We start from the raw sequence: 22,381 nt of genomic DNA, 5'->3' as shown, positions 1-22,381 counted from the left end.
GAGCGCGGCTAAGGGTCCGTCGTGGCCTCGATGAGCCGGCCCGCCGCATCGAAACGCAAACCAAGACGGCCGACCCACAGAACACCGTCCTTTTCAAACGGCTCCACCGACGACGGCCAGGCAGCCTGCACCGCCTGCACGACCTGCTCACGTGAACGCCGCTCCGCCCCCAGCGCATCGATGACCGCCAGCGCTTGCGCGAGCGCCTGCTGAGACTCCTCCAGCGACGCGCCCTGATAGGTATACGAAACACCGGCATCCAATAAGCGATAAGCCCACCAGACATTGCTGACGAGCAGCGCCGCAGCGAGGATGCCAATAGCGGCCGTGGTAGTTTTCATCGCTCGCCCATCAAATTCAAAATCACCCTGCCCGCATCCGCATAGCAAGGCCGAACATACCCACGCATTCGCCCGTTGAGCCAGCCCGTGTAGTTTATGGCTTATGGCGATTCATTTGATTAATTCACCCGACTGGAAATCGGCAGTGAACATTTGATCACATGAAGCATCAGCGCGATGGCGGGCAACGCCCACAGCAGCGCGATAAAAAATGGCGAACTGATCACCGAAGCCAGCCCAAGCACCGTGCCCACGACCAACAGCATCATGGGCGCGCGATTATTTTTGATCCAGAAGATCAAAATGATCAGATAAGCCCCCCAGGCCGCAAACCATAAAGGCGCCTTCATATCCAACGAAGCCACGATCGCCATAAAAGAAAAGCCGTGCAACCGACGGATGAAAACAGACAATGCGTCATGTTCTGCACGCCAAATGTTATCAAGACCAAGCAAGTATCTATACCGCCACACTATTTACCCACAGCGGCGAGATAATGGTCGTATGAGATACATCATATATAGCTATGCACTCGTGAGTAATTCGACAATAGTGCGGCATCGAATGCAGCATTTTTATTATGAAATAGAAATGCATTCAGGTATTCAAATAATCATGGTTGCGCGACATACCCCACACAACACCAACTGCAAATAAAAACAAAAGCCCATAAAAATTTTTATTTTTGTTCAGCGCCAGCATGAAACAATTAATTTCGCGCTTCAACAAAACCACCAACATCCTTTTTTATAGTAAAAATCATCACGGCTACGGCTGTTCTATATGTGCTCAAGTTCTGCAGGTATTATTAAGAACAGTTAGTGAGTGTCGTAGTTCTGTAGTGTACGTTCGAGGCACTCGATTACAGCCGTTCGGTCAGGCTGACCTCGCCTGCCTTTCAATTGAAGGGCAAGATCAAGGGGAGTCAAGCTTCGCTTCTTATCTTTGACTAAAGGATTAGCGCCATGAGTCAGAAGGAGCTCTGTCACTTCTAAATTATTGTCAAGTACAGCTTCATGCAGTGGACTAGTGCCGGTTCTTCCATTCAGTTCATTGATACCAACACCTTTTTCAATAAAAAAGCTCAGCAGCTTAGTTTGATCCTCCTTCTCGAAACCCGAAATAATCTCAAACAGGCTGCCATCATAATTGATTTGATCAATATCATTTTTAGTTCCACGAAAATGATAAAGATATGTCCGACAAAGAGACTTTGGAATTAAGGCGATTTGCCCTTGACTGCAGGCGGTGAGCGTATAGATGTGTTTAAAATAAATGGAAACATAATATGCCCACACGCCGAAAGACAACACGACGAGTATCGCTACAACCCATAGTGAACCCCTCCAACCTTTACGCATATCAACCCCACACGGTTCCTGTTTTTGAGGGGCGATCATACTGGATATATGCAAGAAATAGCTTTTTACACGGTTGCCCAATAGCTACTCCATCAAGCAGCTCTTGCATGGACGTTGCAAATGCATAGGAGAGTTGTCTTCTCACCGCTTCTGCGATTTTTGCATTGTGAAGGCTGCGATCAGTCGCGTGTTTAAACCAATATCGGGCAGCTTTTTTACCGATTTTCATAAGCGCTTTTTTTATTCCGTCCCCAGGCTTGTGAAACGTGGTCAATAGAATTTCGATATAACCGAGCGCATAGGTTGCATCGACTGCTTCAACGAGCAGCCCTTGAGCGAAATTGCGAAGGGCCGTCGTTATTTCTACGACATCAATGCGCTGCTGATGATGCCGAAAGAAAAACCTTAAGATTTCTTTTGTTTCAACATCATCGAAAATGAGCTCGCTTTCATTAAAGTTACGCAAGGTTATAAAATTACCCGACATGAATATTCCTGCAATGAATGATAGGGAACATCCACAATAGCAATTAATTGCTTTAGCCAAAGCACTATCAAGGAATTAAATAAAATTTATTTTTAGGAGTAACACCTTGACTGCCGCATCCAACACCTCTTGCTGCACCGCATAAGCCTTGAAGCCCTCAGCAAATGTGGTCAATGAACTGGGCTGCGAGAGCTGAGCGATAGAGGAGTACCCGCTCGATAAGGGTTGTGACATCGATCCGAAAGTTGGTCGCTCGGTTCATCGTCGACCAGCACATCGTCTGTGCAACACTCACCGCTGCAGCCGTCGTGTCGGCTACAGGCTTACGTCAAACTTGGTCATCCTCCAGCGCCCCGTACCGCGTCAGCCTCTTGGTTGATGAGGACTCCGAGGTTTTTCACCGGGCGACCGTGGACGATGTTGCGTACCGCCAGCTCGACGACATTGTTGCTCTTGCTGCGTGGATGTTGCTGACTTGGACGAGCTTGGTGAGGCTATGGCAGCGGATAAGTACAGGTGTTGCATTCGCAACCGCTGTAATCAGCATGCTGGCAAGAACAGTGGCACATCACTGCCACAGTGATGTTTACATTGGTTTTCAATACTCCATGTTTTGTGAAAGTCAGATAGTTTTAAATATGCCGCCTCATATTGAGGAACAGAAGGCAATCTGTATAAAAGATTTATACCAAACAACGGTAATGGCAAATCGTTCCACGGCGTTTTTTTAATAAAAAACACCGCATATTTAAGTACTTATTTTTTGATATGCTGTTTTGCGGTCATCGAAGCTGTACTCACAATTTAAAATCCCCGGCACCAGCGACATCCGCAGCAACTTCATTATTCAGACGTTCAAGCAGCAGGGCGCACTGCCACTGGGGCACCTGAGGTAATAGCCGAAACATCAGCGCGGCTAAGGGTCCGTCGTGGCCTCGATGAGCCGGCCCGCCGCATCGAAACGCAAACCAAGACGGCCGACCCACAGAACACCGTCCTTTTCAAACGGCTCCACCGACGGCCAGGCAGCCTGCACCGCCTGCACGACTTGCTCACGCGAGCGCCGCTCCGCCCCCAGCGCATCGATGACCGCCAGCGCTTGCGCGAGCGCCTGCTGAGACTCCTCCAGCGACGCGCCCTGATAGGTATACGAAACACCGGCATCCAATAAGCGATAAGCCCACCAGACATTGCTGACGAGCAGCGCCGCAGCGAGGATGCCAATAGCGGCCGTGGTGGTTTTCATCGCTCGTCCATCAAATTCAAAATCACCCTGCCCGCATCCGCATAGCAAGGCCGAACATGCCCGAGCACTCGCCCGTTGAGCCAGCGCGTGTAATTCATGGCTTATAGCGATTCATTCGATTGACTCGCCCGGCTGGAAATCGGCAGTGAACATTTGATCACATGAAGCATCAGCGCGATGGCAGGCAACGCCCACAGCAACGCGATAAAAAATGGCGAACTGACCACTGAAACCAGACCAAGCACAGTGCCCACGACCAACAGCATCATGGGCGCGCGATTATTTTTGATCCAGAAAACCAGAATGATCAGATAGGCCCCCCAGGCCGCAAGCCATAAAGGCGCCTTCATATCCAGCGAAGCCGCGATCGCCATACAAGAAAAAGCCGTGCAAACGACGGATGAGAACAGACGGTATTTCATAGGCACCTGAGCCCAACATTGGCAATCCGGCATAATGGCTGAAATAGATGCTCTATTTTCAGCTTAATAAATTCAATCAATTTCGCGGTTTGTGAGACCCAACATTTGAGGTAACCACCACCAAAGCGCGAAACATAAAGGGAACCTGTAAACGCAGCTTTCAGGTGGTCTACTTTATTGAAAGACTATTTCGATCCAAGCAGCTGAATAGTGCGAAGCAATTGATTCTGTATCCTCAAGTTTGGCTGGCCAGCGTGCTCCGAGAGAGCTTTAAGAATTTCTTTAGACGAGACAACTTCAATTCCAGCATCAAGGAGAGTCTTTTGAATTAGAACCAAAGTATTAGGAAATGCGTGATTGTAAACAACGATGGGGCAAACTGTCCTTTTTTCGTGAACCATCCAGCGGTATTGATCTACTCTATTGAGGTACTGTTTAAATCGGTTAAAATGCTCTTTTAATTTATTAAGCATTTCGTCGTTTGCACGGCCCGATTTCGTATTGACTCTATCATCAAGATTCGAGGTGGCACTGATAATTATAGTTTCATCTCCAGAAACAGCGAGCACGTCAATGTCTTGATACCCTCTCTGCTTCTTTTCGTCTTCCCAAACCCAAAACCACTTTCCAGCAGATGTAATGTAACCCCGCACCTGATAGTAGACCTCAACGATTGCCTCAAAAGCATCGTTGTTCGGGCTGTCGGTAACTGGGATGCCCTGAGTTTTTATGGAGCCAGACAAAATCACAACATCCTCTAACGTTTAATCTAAAATGAAAAAAAAGCGTTAATTTGAATGATTATCTAGGCATCAACGTCGCCACTTGGCCCGTTGCTCCTCACGAAACTAAGTTGCGGCTTTTACGCCGCCAATGGCGTACGCCGCCCTCTTTCCTGGTTGCATGCGCGACAGTAAGAGCGGCTGTCCCTGTTGCCATAGCTGAACTCGGCAGCAGGAGACGTTTTCCCGCAAATTGGGAAGGCCTTCTACCCCATGATCCGCCCATCCGTGCCGCGTTTGTTTAGACATAACACCTGAATTAAGCCGAGCCGTGAAACGGTATCGGCTTGAATAAATCGTTAAGGCTCACGCCCGTTGAGTGCGGAAGCCATTACCTCTACATCCGCACGCTGAAGGAACGGGTACAGCAACCTGCAGGAGCCCCGCTCGCGCTCCAGTTCATAGAGCCTGACCGGATGGTTGCCGAAGCGGAACCGGCGTGTATCTGGTGTAGGCGATAGCAGCTCATAGACGCCGAAGCGGCGCGGAGTAGTCAGTGGGCCATTGGGCCGAACATCCTGTGGCTTGATGGCGCGAGCTGCGAGCGTTGTTATGGTGGAAGTTGTCATTACGGCCATCGCTACATGCAGGGCAGCCCCCCCGACATCCGCATCCTCAGCCGTTCCAAAGTGAGCGCCTGTGATCCCCCTCACCGGCGCACGCCGCGCCGGTGAGGGGGGATACGCCTATTCCTCCCCCAGCTCCCCCAGCCCCGCGTACAGCTTCAGCGCTTCGGGGTTGGCGAGGGCTTCGAGGTTTTTCACCGGGCGGCCGTGGACGATGTTGCGCACCGCCAGCTCGACGATCTTGCCGCTCTTGGTGCGCGGGATGTCGCTGACCTGGACGATCTTGGCGGGGACGTGGCGCGGGGTGGTGTTGGCGCGGATCTGGCGGCGGATGCGCTCGCGCAGGGCTTCGTCGAGCGTGATGCCTTCACGCAGCTGCACGAACAGCACGACGCGCACGTCGCCGGCCCAGTCCTGGCCGATGACCAGACTTTCGGTGACTTCGGGCAGGCGCTCGACCTGGCGGTAGATTTCGGCGGTACCGATGCGCACGCCGCCGGGGTTGAGCACGGCGTCGGAGCGGCCGTAGATGATCAGGCCGTCGTGGGCGGTGAGTTCAACGTAGTCGCCGTGGCACCAGACGCCGGGGAAGGTTTCGAAGTAGGCGGCGCGGTATTTGGCACCGTCGGTATCGTTCCAGAAGCACAGCGGCATGCAGGGGAACGGGGCGGTGCACACCAGTTCGCCCTTTTCCTCGCGCACGGCGACGCCGGCATCGTTCCAGACTTCGACGGCGAGGCCGAGGCCGCGGCACTGCAGTTCGCCGCGCCATACCGGCAGCACCGGGTTACCGAGTGCGAAGCAGGAGACAATGTCAGTGCCGCCGGAGATCGAGCTCAGCTGCACGTCGCCTTTCACCTCGCGGTAGACGTAGTCGAAGCTCTCCGGCAGCAGCGGCGAGCCGGTGGAGAGGATGGCGCGCACGCTCGACAGATCATGGCTGTCGCGCGGCACCAGGCCGAGCTTGGCGCAGCCGTCGATGAACTTCGCCGAGGTGCCGAACACGTGCATGCGCTCCTGCTCGGCGTAGTCGAACAGCACACGGCCGTGCAGCAGGAACGGCGAGCCGTCGTAGAGCAGCAGCGTGGCCTCGGCGGCCAGCGCGCTGACCAGCCAGTTCCACATCATCCAGCCGCAGGTGGTGAAGTAGAACACCCGCTCGTCGGGGCGCACGTCGGTGTGCAGCTGGTGTTCCTTGAGGTGCTGCAGCAGCGTGCCGCCGGCGCCGTGGACGATGCATTTGGGCACGCCGGTGGTGCCGGAGCTGAACATGATGTAGAGCGGGCGATCGAACGGGCCGCGGTTGAAGGCGATCTCACCGGCGGCAAAGCGTGCCAGCGCCGTATCGAAGCGCTCGGCATCGGCGATGACGCTGACCTCGGCCTGCGGCTCGGCGTAGCCGACCACCAGCACGCGCACCACGCTCGGCAGCTCAGCGCGGATCGCCGCGAGCTTGTCCAGCGTCGAGTGCGCCTTGCCGTTGTAGAAATAGCCGGCGCAGCCGATCAGCACCTTGGGTTCGATCTGACCGAAGCGATCGAGCACGCCGGCGACGCCGAAGTCCGGCGAGCACGAGGACCAGATCGCGCCGAGCGAGGTCGCCGCCAGCATGGCGATGACCGTCTCCGGCAGGTTCGGCAGCATCGCCACCACCCGGTCACCCTCGCCGACACCGGCCTCGCGCAGCCACTGCGCGCACTGCGACACCGCCGCGTAGAGTTCGGCATGGCTCAGGCGGCTGGCGGCGCGGTCCTCGCCGCGAAACACGATGGCCTCGGCCTCGTCGCGCCGGCGCAGCAGGTTCTCGGCGAAGTTGAGCGAGGCATCCGGGAACCATTGCGCCCCCGGCATGCGCCCGGCTTCGACGAGCGTGCGCGCACCGCGCTCGCCGATCACCCCGCCGAAGTCCCACACCGCCTCCCAGAACGCCGCCGGTTCGGCGATCGACCAGGCGTAGAGCGCCGGGTAGTCGGCGAGCGCGAGGCCATGAGTGGCGTTGACCTGGGCACGGAAGGCACTGAGCTGGGCGCGGGCGATGCGCTCGGGGCTGGGTTGCCAGAGGGGGGTATTCATGATGCGGTCCTGGACAAGGAGGGAAGAAATCAGTCGTAGCGGCGCACGTCGTCGATGACCTTGCCGTCGTTGGGCAGGCTGCCGGGCGCGACCAGCTCGACGCGGCCGCGCAGCTTGGTCAGCTCGCGCAGGCTGCCGGCAACGGCTTCGGCCAGGCGGGCGTCGGCCTGCGCACATTCGCAGTGCAGGGTCATCAGGTCCTCGTGCCCGGCGCGGTCGACGACGAGGCGGCAGCGGCCGAGTTCGGGGTGGCGCTTGAGCACGGCGGCGATCTGGCCGGGGTGGACGAACATGCCTTTGACCTTGGTGGTCTGGTCGGCACGGCCGAGCCAGCCGCGCAGGCGGCGGTTGGTACGCCCGCACGGACTCAGCCCCGGCAGGATCGCCGACAGGTCGCCGGTGCCGAAGCGGATCAGCGGGTAATCGGGGTTGAGCGTGGTGACGACGACTTCGCCGACCTCGCCGTCGGGCAGCGGCTCGCCGGTGCCGGGACGGACGATCTCGACGATGACGCCTTCATCGATGATCAGGCCGTCCTGCGCGCTGCTCTCGTAGGCGATGACGCCGAGATCGGCGCTGGCGTAGCACTGGCGCACCTGCACGCCGCGTTCGGCGAACTGCGCGCGCAGGCTCGGCGGCAGCGCCTCGCCGGAGACCAGCGCCTTGCTCAGGCTGGAGACATCGCTGCCCTGCTCCGCCGCGCGTTCGAGAAGGATGCGCAGAAAGCCCGGCGTGCCGACGTAGCCGTTCGGGCGCAGCTCGCTGATCGCCTGCACCTGCAGCTCGGTGTTGCCGGTGCCGGCCGGGAACACGCAGCAGCCGAGCGCCGCGGCGCCGCTCTCGATCATGAAGCCGGCCGGCGTGAAGTGATACGAAAACGTGTTGTGCACCAGATCGCCGGCACGGAAGCCGGCGGCGAACATCGCCCGCGCAAAGCGCCAGTAATCGGCGCGGCGGGCCTCGGGCTCATAGATCGGGCCAGGCGACTGGAACACCCGCGCCAGCAGGCCGACCGGGCGGGTGGCGAAGCCGCCGAACGGCGGGTTTTCACGCTGCAGTCCGACGAGCTCCGACTTGCGTGTCACCGGCAGCTGCGCCAGCGCCGCCAGCGTATCGACCTGCGCCGGCACCACGCCGTCGAGGATGCGGGCGAAGGCCGGCGCATGGCTGATCGCATTGATCAGCTGCGCCGGCAGGGCGGCGAGCTGCCGGGCGACGCGCGCCTCCGGCGAGCGGGTTTCGAGATCGTCGAAATAGGGAGGCATGATGCGGCGTGCTCCTAGGCCAGCCAGCGTTTGCGCCGGCGGTATGACCGGGCGTCACGGAAGCTCTTGCGGCCCTCGCTGGCGAGGCCGAGGTAGAACTCCTTGACGTCTTCGTTGCTGCCCAGCGCCTGCGCGGACCCTTCCATGACGACCCGGCCGTTTTCCAGGATGTAGCCGAAGTCCGCGTAGCGCAGGGCGACCATGGTGTTCTGTTCCGCAAGCAGGAAGCTGATGCGCTCGCGGACATTGAGATCCTTCACGATCTCGAAGATCTGCTCGACGATCTGCGGCGCGAGCCCCATCGAGGGCTCGTCGAGCAGGATCATTGCCGGCCGCGCCATGATCGCGCGGCCGATCGCGCACATCTGCTGCTCGCCTCCCGAGGTATAGCCGGCCTGGCTGGCACGGCGCTCCTTCAGGCGCGGGAAATAGTGGTAGACGCGCTCCAGCGCGTCCCTGAGCTCACTGCGTGACAGCGCCTGCGTGTAGGCGCCGGTCAGCAGGTTCTCCTCGATCGACAGGTGCGCGAAGCAGTGGCGCCCCTCCATCACCTGCACCACGCCGCGGCGCACCAGCTCGGCCGGCGTCAGCTGGTCGACGCGCTCGCCGCGAAAGTGGATCGCGCCCTTGGTGACGTCGCCGCGCTCGGCACCGAGCAGGTTGGAAACGGCCTTCAGCGTCGTCGTCTTGCCGGCGCCGTTGGCGCCGAGCAGCGCGACGATGCCGCCCTCGGGCACCGCCAGCGACACGCCCTTGAGCACCAGGATGACGTGGTCGTAGATCACTTCGATGTTGTTGACCGCCAGCAGCGGCGTGCTGGCCGGGGATTCGGTTGCGCTCATCGGGGCGGCACCTCGGGACGGGCGTGGGCGATCGGGAACGGGCGCCGCCGCACGGGCGGCGGCGCGAACGGATCAGGCGCTCACATTTCCTGGCTGCAGTCGCGCGGCTTGATGCCCTTTTCCGCGGCGTACTTGGCGGCCGATTCCTCGACCAGCGGCCGCACCAGCGCCTGATCGGTATCGACGTGCTCGGAGATGACGTTCCACTTGCGACCGTCCCACTGCGAGAAGATCACCGGCGCCTGACCTTCGTGATCGAGGCAGCTGGTCTTCATCGGCGGCAGCAGACCGTCGACGCCGAGTTCCTTGAGCCGCTCGTGGGTCAGGTTCAGATGTTCGAGACCCCAGCGCACTTCCTCGCCGCTCAGCGGGCGGTGGCCGAATTTGTCCTGCGCGACCTTGATCGCCTCGACGTTGAGCACCCCGTGCACGATGCCGCGGTTGTAGTAGATGCTGCCGACGCGTGCCGGGTCATTCATGTTGCCCTTGCCGGTCTTGTAGAGCAGCTCCTTGATCTGCTGCACCGCCGGGAACTGGTCGCCGGCCGGATTGAGGCCGGCGGCGATATAGCCCTTGGCGGCATCGCCGGCGGGGATCACGTCCTCCTCGGCACCGGCCCACCAGACACCGACCATGTGATCGCGCGGGAAGCCGACGCGCGCGGCCTGCTGGATCGCCGTCGGATTCATGATGCCCCAGCCGCGCAGGATCACCCAGTCGGGACGCTCGCGGCGGATCTGCAGCCACTGCGCCTGCTGCTCGTTGCCCGGTGCCGGCACCGGAATGCTGACCAGGCTGAAGCCGTACTTCTTCGCCTGCGCTTCGAGGATCGGCAGCGTCTCCTTGCCGTAGGCGGAGTCGTGGTAGAGGTTGACGATCTTCTTGCCCTTGAGCTTGTCCATGCCGCCTTCGCGGCTGCCGATGAAGCGGATCTTCGCGGTGTTCTGCGACCAGTAGGTGGTCATCAGCGGGAACACGTAGGGGAAAACGCGGCCGTCGGCGGCATCGGCGCGGCCGTAGCCGATCGACACCAGCGGGATCTTGTCGGTCACCGAGCGTTCGAGCAGCGCGTAGACCGGCCCGGTGGCGACGAAGTTGAACATCGACGCCCCGCTCGGCCCCTCGCCCTTGAGCCGCTCGTAGCACTCGACGGCGCGGTCGGTCTTGTACTCGGTCTCGCACTCGCTGTAGGTCAGCTTGACGCCGCCGACACCGCCGTCGCGGGCGTTGATCAGGTTGATGTAGTCGATGAAGCCACCGAACACGCCGGTGCCGCCGGCCGCGTACGGGCCGACGCGGTAGCTGGTCATCGGGATGAACTGTTCGCCGTCGGCAAAGGCGGCCGGGCTCAGGCCGATCGCCAGCCCGATCGCCAGCAGCGTCTTGCGCATCGTCATGGTGTTCTCCTCATGCTCGTTCTTGACGGTGGATGCCCTCGAAGGGCGGTGACTTCCGTGCCCTGCGGGCGGCGTGCGCCCGCCATCCCTGGTGTCGCGTCGCGGCCCGCCCTCAGTGCGGGAACGGCCACAGGCGCAGTTTTTCCTTGGTGATCTGCCACAGCCGCGCCAGCCCGTGCGGCTCGACGATCAGGAAGAAGATGATCAGCGCGCCGAAGGTGATCAGCTCCAGATTGGAGAGCACGTCCTGGCGCACGGCGCCGCCGAACAGGTGGCCGAGCAGATTGAGCAGGATCGGCAGCAGCACGATGAAGGCCGCACCGAGAAAAGAGCCGAGGATGCTGCCGACGCCGCCGATGATCACCATGAACAGGATCTGGAAAGAGCGGTTGAGATCGAAGGCCTGCGCATCGACGGTGCCGAGGTAGGCGAACGCCCACAGCGCGCCGGCCACCCCGCAATAAAACGAGCTGACGGCGAAGGCCAGCAGCTTGGTGTGCAGGATGCGGATGCCGATGACCTCGGCGGCCACGTCCATGTCGCGCACCGCCATCCACGCCCGCCCGGTCGCCGAACGCACCAGATTCTTCGCCAGCAGCGCCAGCACGCTGACGATGCCGAGCACCAGCAGGTATTTGTCGGCCTGCGTGGTCAGCGTGTAGCCGAGGATGGTCATCGGCTGCGGGCTGATGACGCCGGAGGCGCTGTGATTGGAGAACCAGCCGAACTTGGTCAGCGCCCACTCGATGAAGAACTGCGCGGCGAGCGTCGCCACCGCCAGGTAGAAGCCCTTGATGCGCAGGCTGGGCACACCGAAGACGATGCCGACCGCGGCGGCGACCAGCCCGGCGAGCAGGAAGTCGAGCAGCAGCGGCAGCTCCGGCAGGCGCAGCTGGAAGTTGTAGGCGGCGTAGGCACCGACCGCCATGAACGCCGCCGAGCCGAGCGAGAGCTGGCCGCAGTAGCCGGTGAGGATGTTCAGGCCGAGCGCGGCCAGTGACAGGATCAGGAACGGGATGAGGATCGAGCCGAGCCAGTAGTCGTTGGCGCCGAGCGGCACGGCGATGAAGGCGAAGGCCAGCAGCGCGAACAGCGCATAGCGGTCCTGCGGGATCGGGAAGATCGCCTGGTCGGCGCGGTAGCTGGTTTTGAACTGTCCGGATTCGCGGTAGATCATGGTCGCGGGAGATCCTTGGATGCGGGCGTCAGACGCGGTCGATGTGGCGTTCGCCGAACAGCCCTTCGGGCCGTACCAGCAGGAAGCCGAGCGCGAGCACGTAGGCAAACCAGTTTTCGATGCCGCCACCGACGAAGGGGCCGACGTAGACCTCGGCGAGTTTTTCCGAGGCGCCGATGATCAGGCCGCCGACGATCGCCCCCGGCACCGAGGTGAAGCCGCCGAGGATCAGCACCGGCAGCGCCTTCAGCGCGACCAGCGTCAGCGCGAACTGCACGCCCAGCCGCGCCCCCCAGAGCAGGCCGGCGACCAGCGCGACGAAACCGGCCACCGCCCAGACGATCGCCCAGATGTGCTGCAGCGGGATGCCGATCGACAGCGCCGCCTGGTGGTCATCGGCCACCGCCCGCAGTGCGCGGCCGACGCGCGTGTACTGGAAGAACACACCCAGCGCGACCACCAGCAGCGCGGCGACGCCGGCGGCGATCAGGTCGAAGGTCGAGATCAGCATGCCCTGGATCTCCAGCGGATCGTCGGGGATGCCGAGCTCCAGGCGGTGCACGTCGGTGCCGAAGATCAGCTGCGCCAGGCCTTCAAGCACGAAGGTCAGGCCGATGGTGGCCATGAACAGCGTGATCGGCGGCTGGTTGACCAGCTTGCGCAGCACCACGCGCTCGGTGGCCAGCGCCACTACGATCATCGTCGCCAGCGCCGCCAGCAGCGCCAGCGGGAACGGCCAGCCCCAGGACTGGAAGCTGACGAAGGCCAGCGCGGCGAAGAACACCATCGCGCCCTGCGCGAAGTTGAAGACGCCGGAGGCCTTGTAGATCAGCACGAAGCCGAGCGCGACCAGCGAGTACATGATGCCGGCGAGCAGGCCACCGACCAGCACCTCGAAGAAAAAGATCAGTTCCACGGATGAACCCTCACGCAGAAGCGGCGCGCGGCGCCCGGCCGGCGCGCGGTGTCGATGGCGCGCGCCCGCGGGCGCGGCGCTTCAGTGACTGGTGCCGAGGTAGGCGGCGATGACTTCGGGGTTGTTGCGCACCTCGCCGGGTGCGCCGTCGCCGATCTTCTTGCCGTAGTCGAGGACGACGACGTGGTCGGAGATGTCCATCACCACGCCCATGTCGTGCTCGATCAGCACGATCGTGGTGCCGAACTCGTCGTTGACGTCGAGCACGAAGCGGCACATGTCCTCTTTTTCTTCGAGGTTCATGCCGGCCATCGGCTCGTCGAGCAGCAGCAGCGAGGGTTCCGCCGCCAGCGCGCGGCCGAGCTCGACGCGCTTCTGCAGGCCGTAGGGCAGCCGCCCGACCGGCGTCTTGCGCACCGACTGGATCTCCAGGAAGTCGATGATCCGCTCGACCTTTTCGCGGTGCTCCAGCTCCTCGCGCTCGGCCGCGCCCCAGCGCAGCGCCTGCTGGATGAAACTGGTCTTCATCATCAGGTTGCGCCCGGTCATCAGGTTGTCGAGCACGCTCATACCCTTGAACAGCGCGATGTTCTGGAAGGTGCGGGCGATGCCCTGGCGCGCCGCCTCGTGCGCCTTCATGCGCCGGCGCGGCACGCCGCGGTAGGTGATCTGGCCTTCCTGCGGGTGGTAGACGCCGTTGATGACGTTGAGCATCGAGCTCTTGCCAGCGCCGTTGGGACCGATGATCGAGCAGATCTCGTGCTCGCGCACGGCGAGGCTGATATCGGTGAGCGCCTTCACGCCGCCAAAGCGCAGCGTGATGTTGCGCACGTCGAGCAGCGTCGAGCCGATGTTGCGGGATGTAGCGGTCATCGTCGTCCCCTCAGCTCGCCTTGCGCAGCTCGTGCACGCCGAAGCGCTCGGCCTCGCGCAGCTTGAGATCGGCGCGCAGCAGGCCGCTGCGTCCGTCCTCGAAGCGCACCTCACTCTCGAAGCTCGCCTGCGCGCGCGCCGAATACAGCGCCTCGATCAGCGTCGCGTAGCGCTCGGCGATGAAGCGCCGGCGCACTTTGCGCGTGCGCGTCAGCTCGCCGTCGTCGGCGTCGAGCTCCTTGTGCAGCACCAGGAAGCGCTTGATCTGCGAGCCCGACAGGCGGCTGTCGGCGGCGAGATCGGCGTTGACCTTCTCGATGCACTCGCGCACCAGCGTGTAGACGACGTCCTGCGCGGCGAGGTCGGTGTAGCCGGAATAGGCCAGACCGCGCTTCTCCGCCCAGTTGCCGACGGCTTCGAGGTCGATGTTGATGAAGGCGGCGACGTATTCGCGCTGGTCGCCGAAGGTCACCGCCTCCTTGATGAAGGGGAAGAACTTGAGCTTGTTCTCGATGAACTTCGGCGCGAACAGCGTGCCGTCGGCGAGTTTGCCGACATCCTTGGCGCGGTCGATGATGCGCAGGTGGCCCTCGTCATCGAAGTAGCCGGCATCGCCGGTGTGCAGCCAGCCCTCGGCGTCCTTGGCCTCGGCGGTGTCGTCCGGGCGCTTGTAATAACTGTGGAAGGTGCCCTTCGAGCGCACCAGCACCTCGCCGCTGTCGGCGATGCGCACCTCGACGCCGGCCGCCGGCACGCCGACGGTGTCCGCCCGCACCTGACCGTTGGGCTGCACGCAGATCGTCGCCGCGGTCTCGGTCGAGCCGTAGAACTGTTTGACGTTGATGCCGAGCGCGCGGAAGAAATCAAAGATTTCCGGGCCGATCGCCTCGCCGGCGGTGTAGGCGAGCTTGATGCGCGAGAAGCCGAGCACATTCTTCAGCGGCCCGTAGACCAGCACGCGGCCGAGCGCGTACTGCAGGCGCTCGCCGGTCGACACCGGCCGGCCGTCGAGGATCGCCGTACCGACGCGCCGCGCCAGTTCCATGAAGTAATGGAACAGCCGCCGCTTGAAGGCGCCGGCGTCTTCCATGCGGATCATCACCTGCGTCAGCAGGTTCTCGAACACCCGCGGCGGCGCGAAGAAGTAGCTCGGCCCGATCTCGCGCATGTCGGTCATCACCGTGCTCGCGCCTTCCGGGCAGGAGACGCAGAAACCGGCGACGTAGCTCTGTGCATACGAAAACAGGTGATCACCGACCCAGGCCATCGGCAGGTAGGCCAGCACCTCGTCACGATCATCCAGCCCCTCGCGCTCGACGCCGGCGCGCGCGGTGACGATGAACGCCTCGTGCGTCAGCACCACACCCTTGGGCTTGCCGGTGGTGCCCGAGGTGTAGAGCATCACGCTGATGTCGTCGGCGCGGGTGCGCGCCACCGCCCGCTCGAAGAACTCGTGCTGGCCGATCTCGAACTGCCGGCCGTCGCTCTGCACCTGCGCGTAGGCGCGCAGGCAGGGCTGGCGGTAGTGGCGCATGCCGCGCGGATCTTCATAGATGATCCATTCGAGCTGCGGGCAGCGATCCTTGACTTCGAGCAGCTTGTCGACCTGCTCCTGATCCTCGACCACGGCGAAGCGGATGTCGGCGTCGGCCAGCACGTAGGCCATCTCCTCGGCCACCGCGTCCTGATACAGCGGCACCGGCACGCCGCCGAGCGTCTGCGCCGCCGCCATCGCCCAGTACAGCCGCGGGCGGTTGTCGCCGACGATCGCCAGCTTGTCGCCGCGGCCGAAGCCCATCGCCGCCAGCCCGCAGGCCAGCGCGCGCACCTGGGCCGCCATCTGCTCCCAGCTCCATTCCTGCCAGATGCCGAGATCCTTCTCGCGGATCGCCGGCCGTCCGGGCCGCTCGCGTGCATGCATCAGCAAGAGTTTGGGAAAGGTGTCCGCGCCCGCCGGCGGGCCGCCGGCCGTCTGCACCGTCGCCTTCAATTGCCCGTCTCCTCTGGTGGTGGTGATGCAAGCGCCGCTGCGCTCAGACGCCGATGCGCACCACGCGCCGCCCGGTGACGGTGCCGCGCAGGTAGTCATCGAAGGCGCCCGGCAGCTCGTCCAGTGCGACTTCTGTGGTCGCGATCAGGCCGAGATGGCGTGGCTTGAGGTCTTCGCCGAGGCGCCGCCAGGTGCGCTCGCGCAGCGCTTCCGGGGCGTAGGTGGAGTTGATGCCGAGCAGGCTGACACCGCGCAGGATCAGCGGCATCACCGTGGTCTGCAGCGTATGGCTGGCGGCGAGGCCGATCGCGGCGATGCTGCCGTAGGGGCGCACGGTGCGTGTCATGTAGGTGAGCACCTCGCCGCCGAGGTTGTCGACGGCACCGCCCCAGCGCGCGCGCTCCAGCGGCTTGCTGCCGAGCTCCAGCGTGTTGCGATCGACGATCTCGCCGGCGCCGAGCCGGCGCAGGTAATCGGCCTCGGCCAGCTTGCCGGTCAGCGCGGCCACGGCGTAGCCGCTGCCGGCGAGCATGTCGATGGCGAAACTGCCGACGCCGCCGGTCGCGCCGCTGACCAGCACCGGGCCGAGCTCGGGCGTCTGCCCAGCGTCTTCCATGCGCACGATGCCGAGCGCCGCGGTAAAACCGGCCGTGCCGATCGCCATCGATTCGCGCAGCGTCAGCCCGGGCGGCAGCGGCACGATCCAGTCGCCCTGCACACGCACGTATTCGGCATAGCCGCCATCGAAGTCCTCGCCGAGCCCGCAGCCGATCACCAGCACGGCGTCGCCTTCGCGAAAACGCGGATCGCTCGAAGCCGCGACGTGTCCGGCGACGTCGATGCCGCCGACCAGCGGAAAGCGCTTCTGGATGCGGCCGGCCCCGCCGCTGGCGAGGGCGTCTTTGAAGTTGATGTCCGACCACGCGGCGCGGATCACCACGTCACCCGGCGTCAGGTCGGCAAGCGTCAGGGTCTCCAGCCGCGACACGACGCGGCCGTCCTCCCGGTGCGCCCGAAAGGCACGGAAGTTCTCCATCCTCAATCTCTCCAGTCGTGCGCCGATCGGTCGTTGCCGTTGGCTGCGTTTTCATCGTTGCCGTCGCCCGCAGGCGCCGGTGCGGGCGGGTCTGTTGCTCAGCCCGCGCCCCGGCCCTCTCCCGTCGGGAGAAGGTTCAAAAACCGTACGGCTCAGGCCCGGCAGTGCCGCCCTCGCCCAGCCGCTTCATGCATCCCGCTCCGTGGCAGGCCGCGGGGGTGCCCGCCGCTCCATTCGTCATAGCACGGCATCCAGCAACCAACAGCAGATGAAGCCGCCGGAGCCGCTTTCCAGCCGCCAGCGCCTCTCCGCGCGGGAGAGGGTTTGAAGCGCGGGCTCGGGCGTCGCCCTCACCCGCGCTGCATCGCCCCTCGCCCCGGAGACCGGGACGAGGGAACCCTTCAGGCAGCGCCGCCGCTCACTCGCCGCGGAATGCCGCCGGACGCTTGCCGATGAAGGCGGCCATGCCCTCTTTCTGGTCCGCCGTCGAGAAGCACAGGCCGAAGACCTGAGCCTCGAACTGGCAGGCGTTGTCGAGATCGAGATCCTGACCGCGCTGCACCGCCTCCTTGCCGAGCTTGACGGCGAGCGGGCCGCGGCTGGCGATCATCCGCGCCTGCTTGAGCACCTGCTCGCGCAGCTCGGCAGCCGGATAGACGTGGTTGGCCAGACCGAGCGTCAGCGCCTCGGCGGCCTTGACGTTGCGGGCGGTGAGGATCAGTTCGAGCGCACGGGCGCGGCCGACCAGCCGCGTCAGGCGCTGCGTGCCGCCGAAGCCCGGGGTGACGCCGAGACCGACTTCCGGCTGGCCGAACACGGCGTTGTCACCGGCGATGATCCAGTCGCAGCTCATCGCCAGCTCGTTGCCACCGCCGAGCGCGTAGCCGTTGACCATGGCGATGGTCGGGATCGACAGCGTCTCCAGCGAGCGGAACACCGCCATCGTGCGCCGGGAGAAGTCCTGGCCCTGCACGCCGCTGAAGGCCGACATCTCCTTGATGTCGGCACCGGCGACGAAGGCTTTTTCCCCGGCGCCGGTGACGATCAGCACGCGCGCCGCGGCATTCGCCGCCACCGCCTGCAGCGCGGCGCCGATGTCGGCGATGGTGGCGCTGTTGAGGGCGTTGAGCGCATGCGGACGGTTGACCGTCAGCACCCAGATGCCGGCTTCGATCTCGTCGAGGAGGACGTTTTCGTAGCTCATGCCGGCCTCACTTCGCGCTGTAGTCGTAGAAACCACGGCCCGACTTGCGGCCCAGGTAGCCGGCGTCGACCATCTGCTTGAGCAGCGGACACGGCCGGTACTTGGAATCGTTGAAGCCCTCGTAGAGCACTTCCATGATCGACAGGCAGGTGTCGAGGCCGATCAGATCGGCGAGCGTCAGCGGCCCCATCGGGTGGTTCATACCGAGCTTCATGACGGTATCGATCGCCTCGGGCGTGCCGATGCCCTCGTACAGGCAGTACACCGCCTCGTTGATCATCGGGATCAGCACGCGGTTGGAGACGAAGCCGAAGCTGTCCTTGACCTCGACCGGGGTCTTGCCGACGGCACTGGCCAGCGCCTCGGTGGCGGCATAGGTCGCGTCGCTGGTCTGCAGCGCGCGGATGATCTCCACCAGCTGCATCATCGGTACCGGGTTCATGAAGTGCATGCCGATGACCTGCTGCGGGCGCTTGGTCGCGGCGGCGATGCGGGTGATCGAGATCGACGAGGTGTTGCTGGCGAGGATCGCTTCCGGCTTCACGATGCCGTCGAGTTCGCGGAAGATCGACAGCTTCAGCGATTCGTTCTCGGTCGCGGCCTCGATGACGATGTCGCAGTCGGCGAGCGCGGCGACGTCGGTGACACCGCTCAGCCGCGCCAGCGTCTGCGCCTTGTCCTCGGCGCTGATCTTGCCCTTGGTGAGCAGGCGGTCGAGGCTCTTGGCGATCGTGGCCATGCCGCGGGCGACAGCGGCATCGTTGATGTCACGCATGATGACTTCATAGCCGGCGGCAGCACTGACCTGCGCAATACCGTTGCCCATCTGGCCGGCGCCAACGACGCCAATCTTCTTGATTTCCACTGGTAACTTCTCCACTGCGAATAAGGGTTTTCCCGTATGGGCACGCGGAGCATAACGCATACGGAAACCCTACTCATTCAAGAGAAATTCAATTGACGCGCACGTCAACGTCAAGCGCTGACGTGCCCGCGCGCCCGCTCACATGTTACGCCGGTACTTGCCGCCCACCTCGAACAAGGTCTGCGTGATCTGGCCGAGCGAGCAGCAGCGCACCGCCTCCATCAGCACCTCGAAGACGTTGGCGTTGTCGATCGCCGCCTGACGCAGCCGCGCCAGCACCGCCGGTGCCGCCTCGGCATGACGCGTCTGGAACTCGCGCAGGCGCGTCAGCTGCGAGCGCTTTTCCTCGTCGGTCGAACGCGCCAGCTCGATGCTCTGGGCGACGTCCTCGCCGTGCGGGTTGCGGAAGGTGTTGACGCCGATGATCGGCAGGCTGCCGTCGTGCTTGCGGGTTTCGTAGAGCAGTGATTCCTCCTGAATCTTGCCGCGCTGGTAGCCGGTTTCCATCGCGCCGAGTACGCCGCCGCGCTCGGCGATGCGCTCGAACTCGCAGAGCACCGCCTCTTCGACCAGATCGGTCAGCTCGTCGATGATGAAGGCGCCCTGATTGGGGTTTTCGTTCTTCGCCAGCCCCCATTCGCGGTTGATGATCAGCTGGATCGCCATTGCCCGGCGCACCGAATCCTCGGTCGGCGTGGTGATCGCCTCGTCGAAGGCGTTGGTGTGCAGCGAGTTGCAGTTGTCGTAGATCGCGATCAGCGCCTGCAGCGTGGTGCGGATGTCGTTGAACGCCATCTCCTGCGCGTGCAGCGAGCGCCCCGAGGTCTGCACGTGGTACTTGAGCTTCTGGCTGCGCTCGTTGGCGCCGTACTTGAAGCGCATCGCCGTCGCCCAGATGCGCCGCGCCACCCGCCCCATCACCGTGTATTCCGGGTCCATGCCGTTGCTGAAGAAGAAACTCAGGTTCGGCGCGAAATCATCGATGTGCATGCCGCGGGCGAGATAGGTCTCGACGTAGGTAAAGCCGTTGGCAAGCGTGAAGGCGAGCTGCGAGATCGGGTTGGCCCCGGCCTCGGCGATGTGGTAGCCGCTGATCGACACCGAGTAGAAATTGCGCACCTGGTGCTCGACGAAATAGGCCTGGATGTCGGCCATCAGCTTGAGCGCGAACTCGGTGGAGAAAATGCAGGTGTTCTGCCCCTGATCCTCCTTGAGAATGTCGGCCTGCACCGTGCCGCGCACGGTGTTGAGCACCCAGGCGCGCAGCTGCGCGGCCTCCTCGACGCTCGGCGCGCGCTGCTGCTCGCGCGCGAACTGCTCCAGCTGCTGGTCGATGGCGGTGTTGAGGAACATCGCCAGAATGGTCGGCGCCGGGCCGTTGATCGTCATCGACACCGAGGTGCTCGCGGCGCACAGGTCGAAGCCCGAATACAGCACCTTCATGTCGTCGAGCGTGGCGATGCTGACGCCGGAGTTGCCGACCTTGCCATAGATGTCCGGGCGCTCGTCGGGGTCGCCGCCGTACAGCGTCACCGAGTCGAACGCCGTCGACAGCCGCGTCGCCGGCTGACCCTTCGACAGGTAGTGAAAGCGCTTGTTGGTGCGGAAGGCATCGCCCTCGCCAGCGAACATCCGCGTCGGGTCTTCGCCCTCGCGCTTGAAGGCGAACACGCCGGCGGTGTACGGGAAGTTACCCGGCAGGTTTTCCTTGAGCAGGAAGGTCAGCAGCTCGCCGTGATCGCTGAACTTCGGCAGAGCCACCTTGGGAATGCGGTTGCCGGACAGTGAGGTCGTGGTCAGCGCGTAGCGGATCTCCTTGTCGCGCACCTTCACCACGTGCTCGTCGCCCGAGTAGCTCGCGACCACCGCCGGCCACTGCTCGATCAGCTTGCGGGCGCGCGCGTCGATGCGGTCTTCGGTCTTCAGCAGCAGCGCGTCGAGCGTGGCAACCTCGGCGCCTTCGCGCTGCAGCAGCGCCCGCACCGCCTGCAGCTGCTGGCGCTGGCGCAGCAGCGCGGCCTGCTCGCCGATGGTGCGGTGGTAGCCGCGCACGGTGTCGGCGATCTCGGCGAGGTAGCGCACGCGCCCCGGCGGCACGATCACCGTCTTGCCGGACGAAGCCTTGACGCCGACCGGCGCCAGCCGCTGCACGCCGGCACTCAGCCCCTTCTCGCGCAGCAGCGCCGACAGGCACTGGTAAAGCGCGGTGATGCCGTCGTCGTTGAAGCGCGCGGCGATGGTGCCGAACACCGGCATCGCCTCCGCCGCCACGGCGAAGGCCTCGCGGTTGCGCTGCATCTGTTTGCGCACGTCGCGCAGCGCGTCCTCGCCGCCCTTGCGGTCGAACTTGTTGATCGCCACCACGTCGGCGAAGTCGAGCATGTCGATCTTCTCCAGCTGCGAGGCGGCACCGAATTCCGGCGTCATCACGTACAGCGCCAGATCGGCGAAAGGCACGATGCCGGCGCCGCCCTGACCGATGCCGGGGGTTTCGACGATGATCAGCTCGAAGCCGGCGACCTTGCAGGCGGCGATGATGTCGTCGAGATGCTCCGGCACCTCGGTGCCGCCGGCGCGCGTCGACAGCGAACGCACGTAGATGTTGGGGTGATCGATCGCATTCATGCGGATGCGGTCGCCGAGCAGCGCGCCGCCGGACTTGCGCCGCGACGGGTCGGCGGCGATCACGGCGATCTTCAGGGCATCGTCACGATCGAGGCGGAAACGACGGATCAGCTCGTCGGTCAGCGAGGACTTGCCGGCGCCACCGGTGCCGGTGATGCCGAGCACCGGCGCCGACCGGCCGACCGCCTCGGCGAGCAGCGTCGTGCGCAGCGCGCCGTCCAGCGCGCCGGCTTCGAGCGCGGTGATGCAGCGCGACAGCGCGCGCTGATCACCGCCGCGCAGCGCGTCGAGCGCGCAGGGCACGGCCTGCGCCTGCTCGACGTCGCACTCGCGGATCATCAGGTTGATCATGCCGGCGAGGCCCAGCCGCTGGCCGTCCTCCGGTGAAAAGATGCGGGCGACGCCGTAGTCGTGCAGCTCGCGGATCTCCGCCGGCACGATGACGCCGCCGCCGCCGCCGTAGACGCGGATGTTCTCGCCACCGCGCGCGCGCAGCAGGTCGATCATGTACTTGAAGTACTCGACGTGACCGCCCTGGTAGGAGCTGACGGCGATGCCCTGCACGTCCTCGGCGAGCGCCGCGGTGACCACCTCGTCGACCGAGCGGTTATGGCCGAGGTGGATCACCTCGGCGCCCTGCGCCTGCAGGATGCGCCGCATGATGTTGATCGAGGCATCGTGGCCATCGAACAGCGAAGCCGCGGTGACGAAACGCACCTTGTGCTGCGGCTTGTGCAGGGGCTGCGACTGTACCGGGGCCGCGCGCACGGCCTGGGCAGCTACGCTCATCGGATGTTCTCCTCTCCACTCGTTGCGGTTCGCGGCGCCGCCTCTGACGGGCGTTTACGCCGCGCTGCAGTCGTAGCTGGACACTCGCTGCATGGCTCTTATGTGCTCGAACATAACTGCCGTT

Annotated in this window: 21 protein-coding genes; 1 reads left to right on the top strand and 20 read right to left on the bottom strand. The window is 63.5% G+C overall.

Annotation, left to right across the window (positions count from 1 at the left end):
• Nucleotides 1-8 precede the first annotated feature (8 nt).
• From C7443_RS14355 to C7443_RS19945, 4 genes are all read right to left on the bottom strand, one after another.
• On the bottom strand, nt 9-341 hold the full coding sequence (locus C7443_RS14355; RefSeq protein ID WP_110019309.1) for a hypothetical protein: 333 nt from the start codon (nt 339-341) through the stop codon (nt 9-11).
• Between the two features lie 119 nt (nt 342-460).
• Nucleotides 461-796, bottom strand: coding sequence for a hypothetical protein (locus tag C7443_RS14350; RefSeq protein ID WP_146213313.1), 336 nt, complete (start codon nt 794-796; stop codon nt 461-463).
• 363 nt (nt 797-1,159) lie between these two features.
• Entirely contained in the window at nt 1,160-1,654 is a 495-nt protein-coding gene (locus C7443_RS14345; RefSeq protein ID WP_170123628.1) for an ankyrin repeat domain-containing protein, read from the bottom strand.
• A gap of 49 nt (nt 1,655-1,703) precedes the next feature.
• A complete protein-coding gene (locus C7443_RS19945) occupies nt 1,704-2,189 on the bottom strand; it encodes a hypothetical protein (RefSeq protein WP_146213312.1) in 486 nt (161 codons plus the stop codon).
• A 245-nt stretch (nt 2,190-2,434) separates the two neighbouring features.
• Here C7443_RS19945 and C7443_RS19940 point away from each other — a divergent pair, with 245 nt between their 5' ends.
• Entirely contained in the window at nt 2,435-2,920 is a 486-nt protein-coding gene (locus tag C7443_RS19940) for a hypothetical protein (protein WP_146213311.1), read from the top strand.
• A gap of 185 nt (nt 2,921-3,105) precedes the next feature.
• On the opposite strand, the gene C7443_RS14335 is transcribed toward C7443_RS19940, so the two are convergent.
• The 16 genes from C7443_RS14335 to icmF all read right to left on the bottom strand — a co-directional run bounded on the left by C7443_RS14335 (nt 3,106) and on the right by icmF (nt 22,257).
• The gene (locus C7443_RS14335) at nt 3,106-3,435 is read right to left on the bottom strand and encodes a hypothetical protein (protein WP_110019306.1); all 330 of its coding nucleotides are present in this window, start codon (nt 3,433-3,435) and stop codon (nt 3,106-3,108) included.
• 101 nt (nt 3,436-3,536) lie between these two features.
• The gene (locus tag C7443_RS14330) at nt 3,537-3,857 is read right to left on the bottom strand and encodes a hypothetical protein (RefSeq protein ID WP_110019305.1); all 321 of its coding nucleotides are present in this window, start codon (nt 3,855-3,857) and stop codon (nt 3,537-3,539) included.
• 185 nt (nt 3,858-4,042) lie between these two features.
• Entirely contained in the window at nt 4,043-4,600 is a 558-nt protein-coding gene (locus C7443_RS19935; protein WP_146213310.1) for a hypothetical protein, read from the bottom strand.
• A gap of 338 nt (nt 4,601-4,938) precedes the next feature.
• The gene (locus C7443_RS20580) at nt 4,939-5,208 is read right to left on the bottom strand and encodes a hypothetical protein (RefSeq protein ID WP_110019361.1); all 270 of its coding nucleotides are present in this window, start codon (nt 5,206-5,208) and stop codon (nt 4,939-4,941) included.
• 117 nt (nt 5,209-5,325) lie between these two features.
• Complete coding sequence (locus C7443_RS14320; RefSeq protein WP_110019304.1) at nt 5,326-7,278, bottom strand: acetoacetate--CoA ligase; 1,953 nt, start codon at nt 7,276-7,278, stop codon at nt 5,326-5,328.
• A 29-nt stretch (nt 7,279-7,307) separates the two neighbouring features.
• Nucleotides 7,308-8,543 carry a phenylacetate--CoA ligase family protein gene (locus C7443_RS14315; RefSeq protein ID WP_110019303.1) on the bottom strand — a complete coding sequence of 412 codons (1,236 nt, stop codon included), beginning with the start codon at nt 8,541-8,543 and terminating at the stop codon, nt 7,308-7,310.
• A 14-nt stretch (nt 8,544-8,557) separates the two neighbouring features.
• The gene (locus tag C7443_RS14310) at nt 8,558-9,385 is read right to left on the bottom strand and encodes an ABC transporter ATP-binding protein (RefSeq protein ID WP_110019302.1); all 828 of its coding nucleotides are present in this window, start codon (nt 9,383-9,385) and stop codon (nt 8,558-8,560) included.
• A gap of 80 nt (nt 9,386-9,465) precedes the next feature.
• The gene (locus C7443_RS14305) at nt 9,466-10,782 is read right to left on the bottom strand and encodes an ABC transporter substrate-binding protein (protein ID WP_110019301.1); all 1,317 of its coding nucleotides are present in this window, start codon (nt 10,780-10,782) and stop codon (nt 9,466-9,468) included.
• 112 nt (nt 10,783-10,894) lie between these two features.
• Complete coding sequence (locus tag C7443_RS14300) at nt 10,895-11,959, bottom strand: branched-chain amino acid ABC transporter permease (RefSeq protein ID WP_110019300.1); 1,065 nt, start codon at nt 11,957-11,959, stop codon at nt 10,895-10,897.
• A 28-nt stretch (nt 11,960-11,987) separates the two neighbouring features.
• The gene (locus C7443_RS14295; protein WP_110019360.1) at nt 11,988-12,869 is read right to left on the bottom strand and encodes a branched-chain amino acid ABC transporter permease; all 882 of its coding nucleotides are present in this window, start codon (nt 12,867-12,869) and stop codon (nt 11,988-11,990) included.
• An 87-nt stretch (nt 12,870-12,956) separates the two neighbouring features.
• A complete protein-coding gene (locus C7443_RS14290; RefSeq protein ID WP_110019299.1) occupies nt 12,957-13,748 on the bottom strand; it encodes an ABC transporter ATP-binding protein in 792 nt (263 codons plus the stop codon).
• A 10-nt stretch (nt 13,749-13,758) separates the two neighbouring features.
• Nucleotides 13,759-15,669: an AMP-dependent synthetase/ligase gene (locus C7443_RS14285; RefSeq protein ID WP_246004679.1), complete on the bottom strand. Its 1,911-nt coding sequence runs from the start codon at nt 15,667-15,669 to the stop codon at nt 13,759-13,761.
• Between the two features lie 112 nt (nt 15,670-15,781).
• Complete coding sequence (locus C7443_RS14280) at nt 15,782-16,774, bottom strand: oxidoreductase (RefSeq protein ID WP_110019297.1); 993 nt, start codon at nt 16,772-16,774, stop codon at nt 15,782-15,784.
• Nucleotides 16,775-17,192: 418 nt separating this feature from the next.
• The gene (locus C7443_RS14275) at nt 17,193-17,978 is read right to left on the bottom strand and encodes an enoyl-CoA hydratase-related protein (protein ID WP_110019296.1); all 786 of its coding nucleotides are present in this window, start codon (nt 17,976-17,978) and stop codon (nt 17,193-17,195) included.
• 7 nt (nt 17,979-17,985) lie between these two features.
• Nucleotides 17,986-18,843 (bottom strand): 3-hydroxybutyryl-CoA dehydrogenase, encoded by an 858-nt coding sequence (locus C7443_RS14270; RefSeq protein WP_110019295.1) that lies wholly within the window; start codon nt 18,841-18,843, stop codon nt 17,986-17,988.
• Nucleotides 18,844-18,981: 138 nt separating this feature from the next.
• Nucleotides 18,982-22,257, bottom strand: coding sequence for a fused isobutyryl-CoA mutase/GTPase IcmF (gene icmF, locus C7443_RS14265; protein WP_110019294.1), 3,276 nt, complete (start codon nt 22,255-22,257; stop codon nt 18,982-18,984).
• Nucleotides 22,258-22,381: the final 124 nt, after the last annotated feature.

The organism is Plasticicumulans acidivorans, from assembly GCF_003182095.1.
GTDB classification, from domain to species: domain Bacteria; phylum Pseudomonadota; class Gammaproteobacteria; order Competibacterales; family Competibacteraceae; genus Plasticicumulans; species Plasticicumulans acidivorans.
This window is presented reverse-complemented; position numbering and strand designations above follow the sequence as displayed.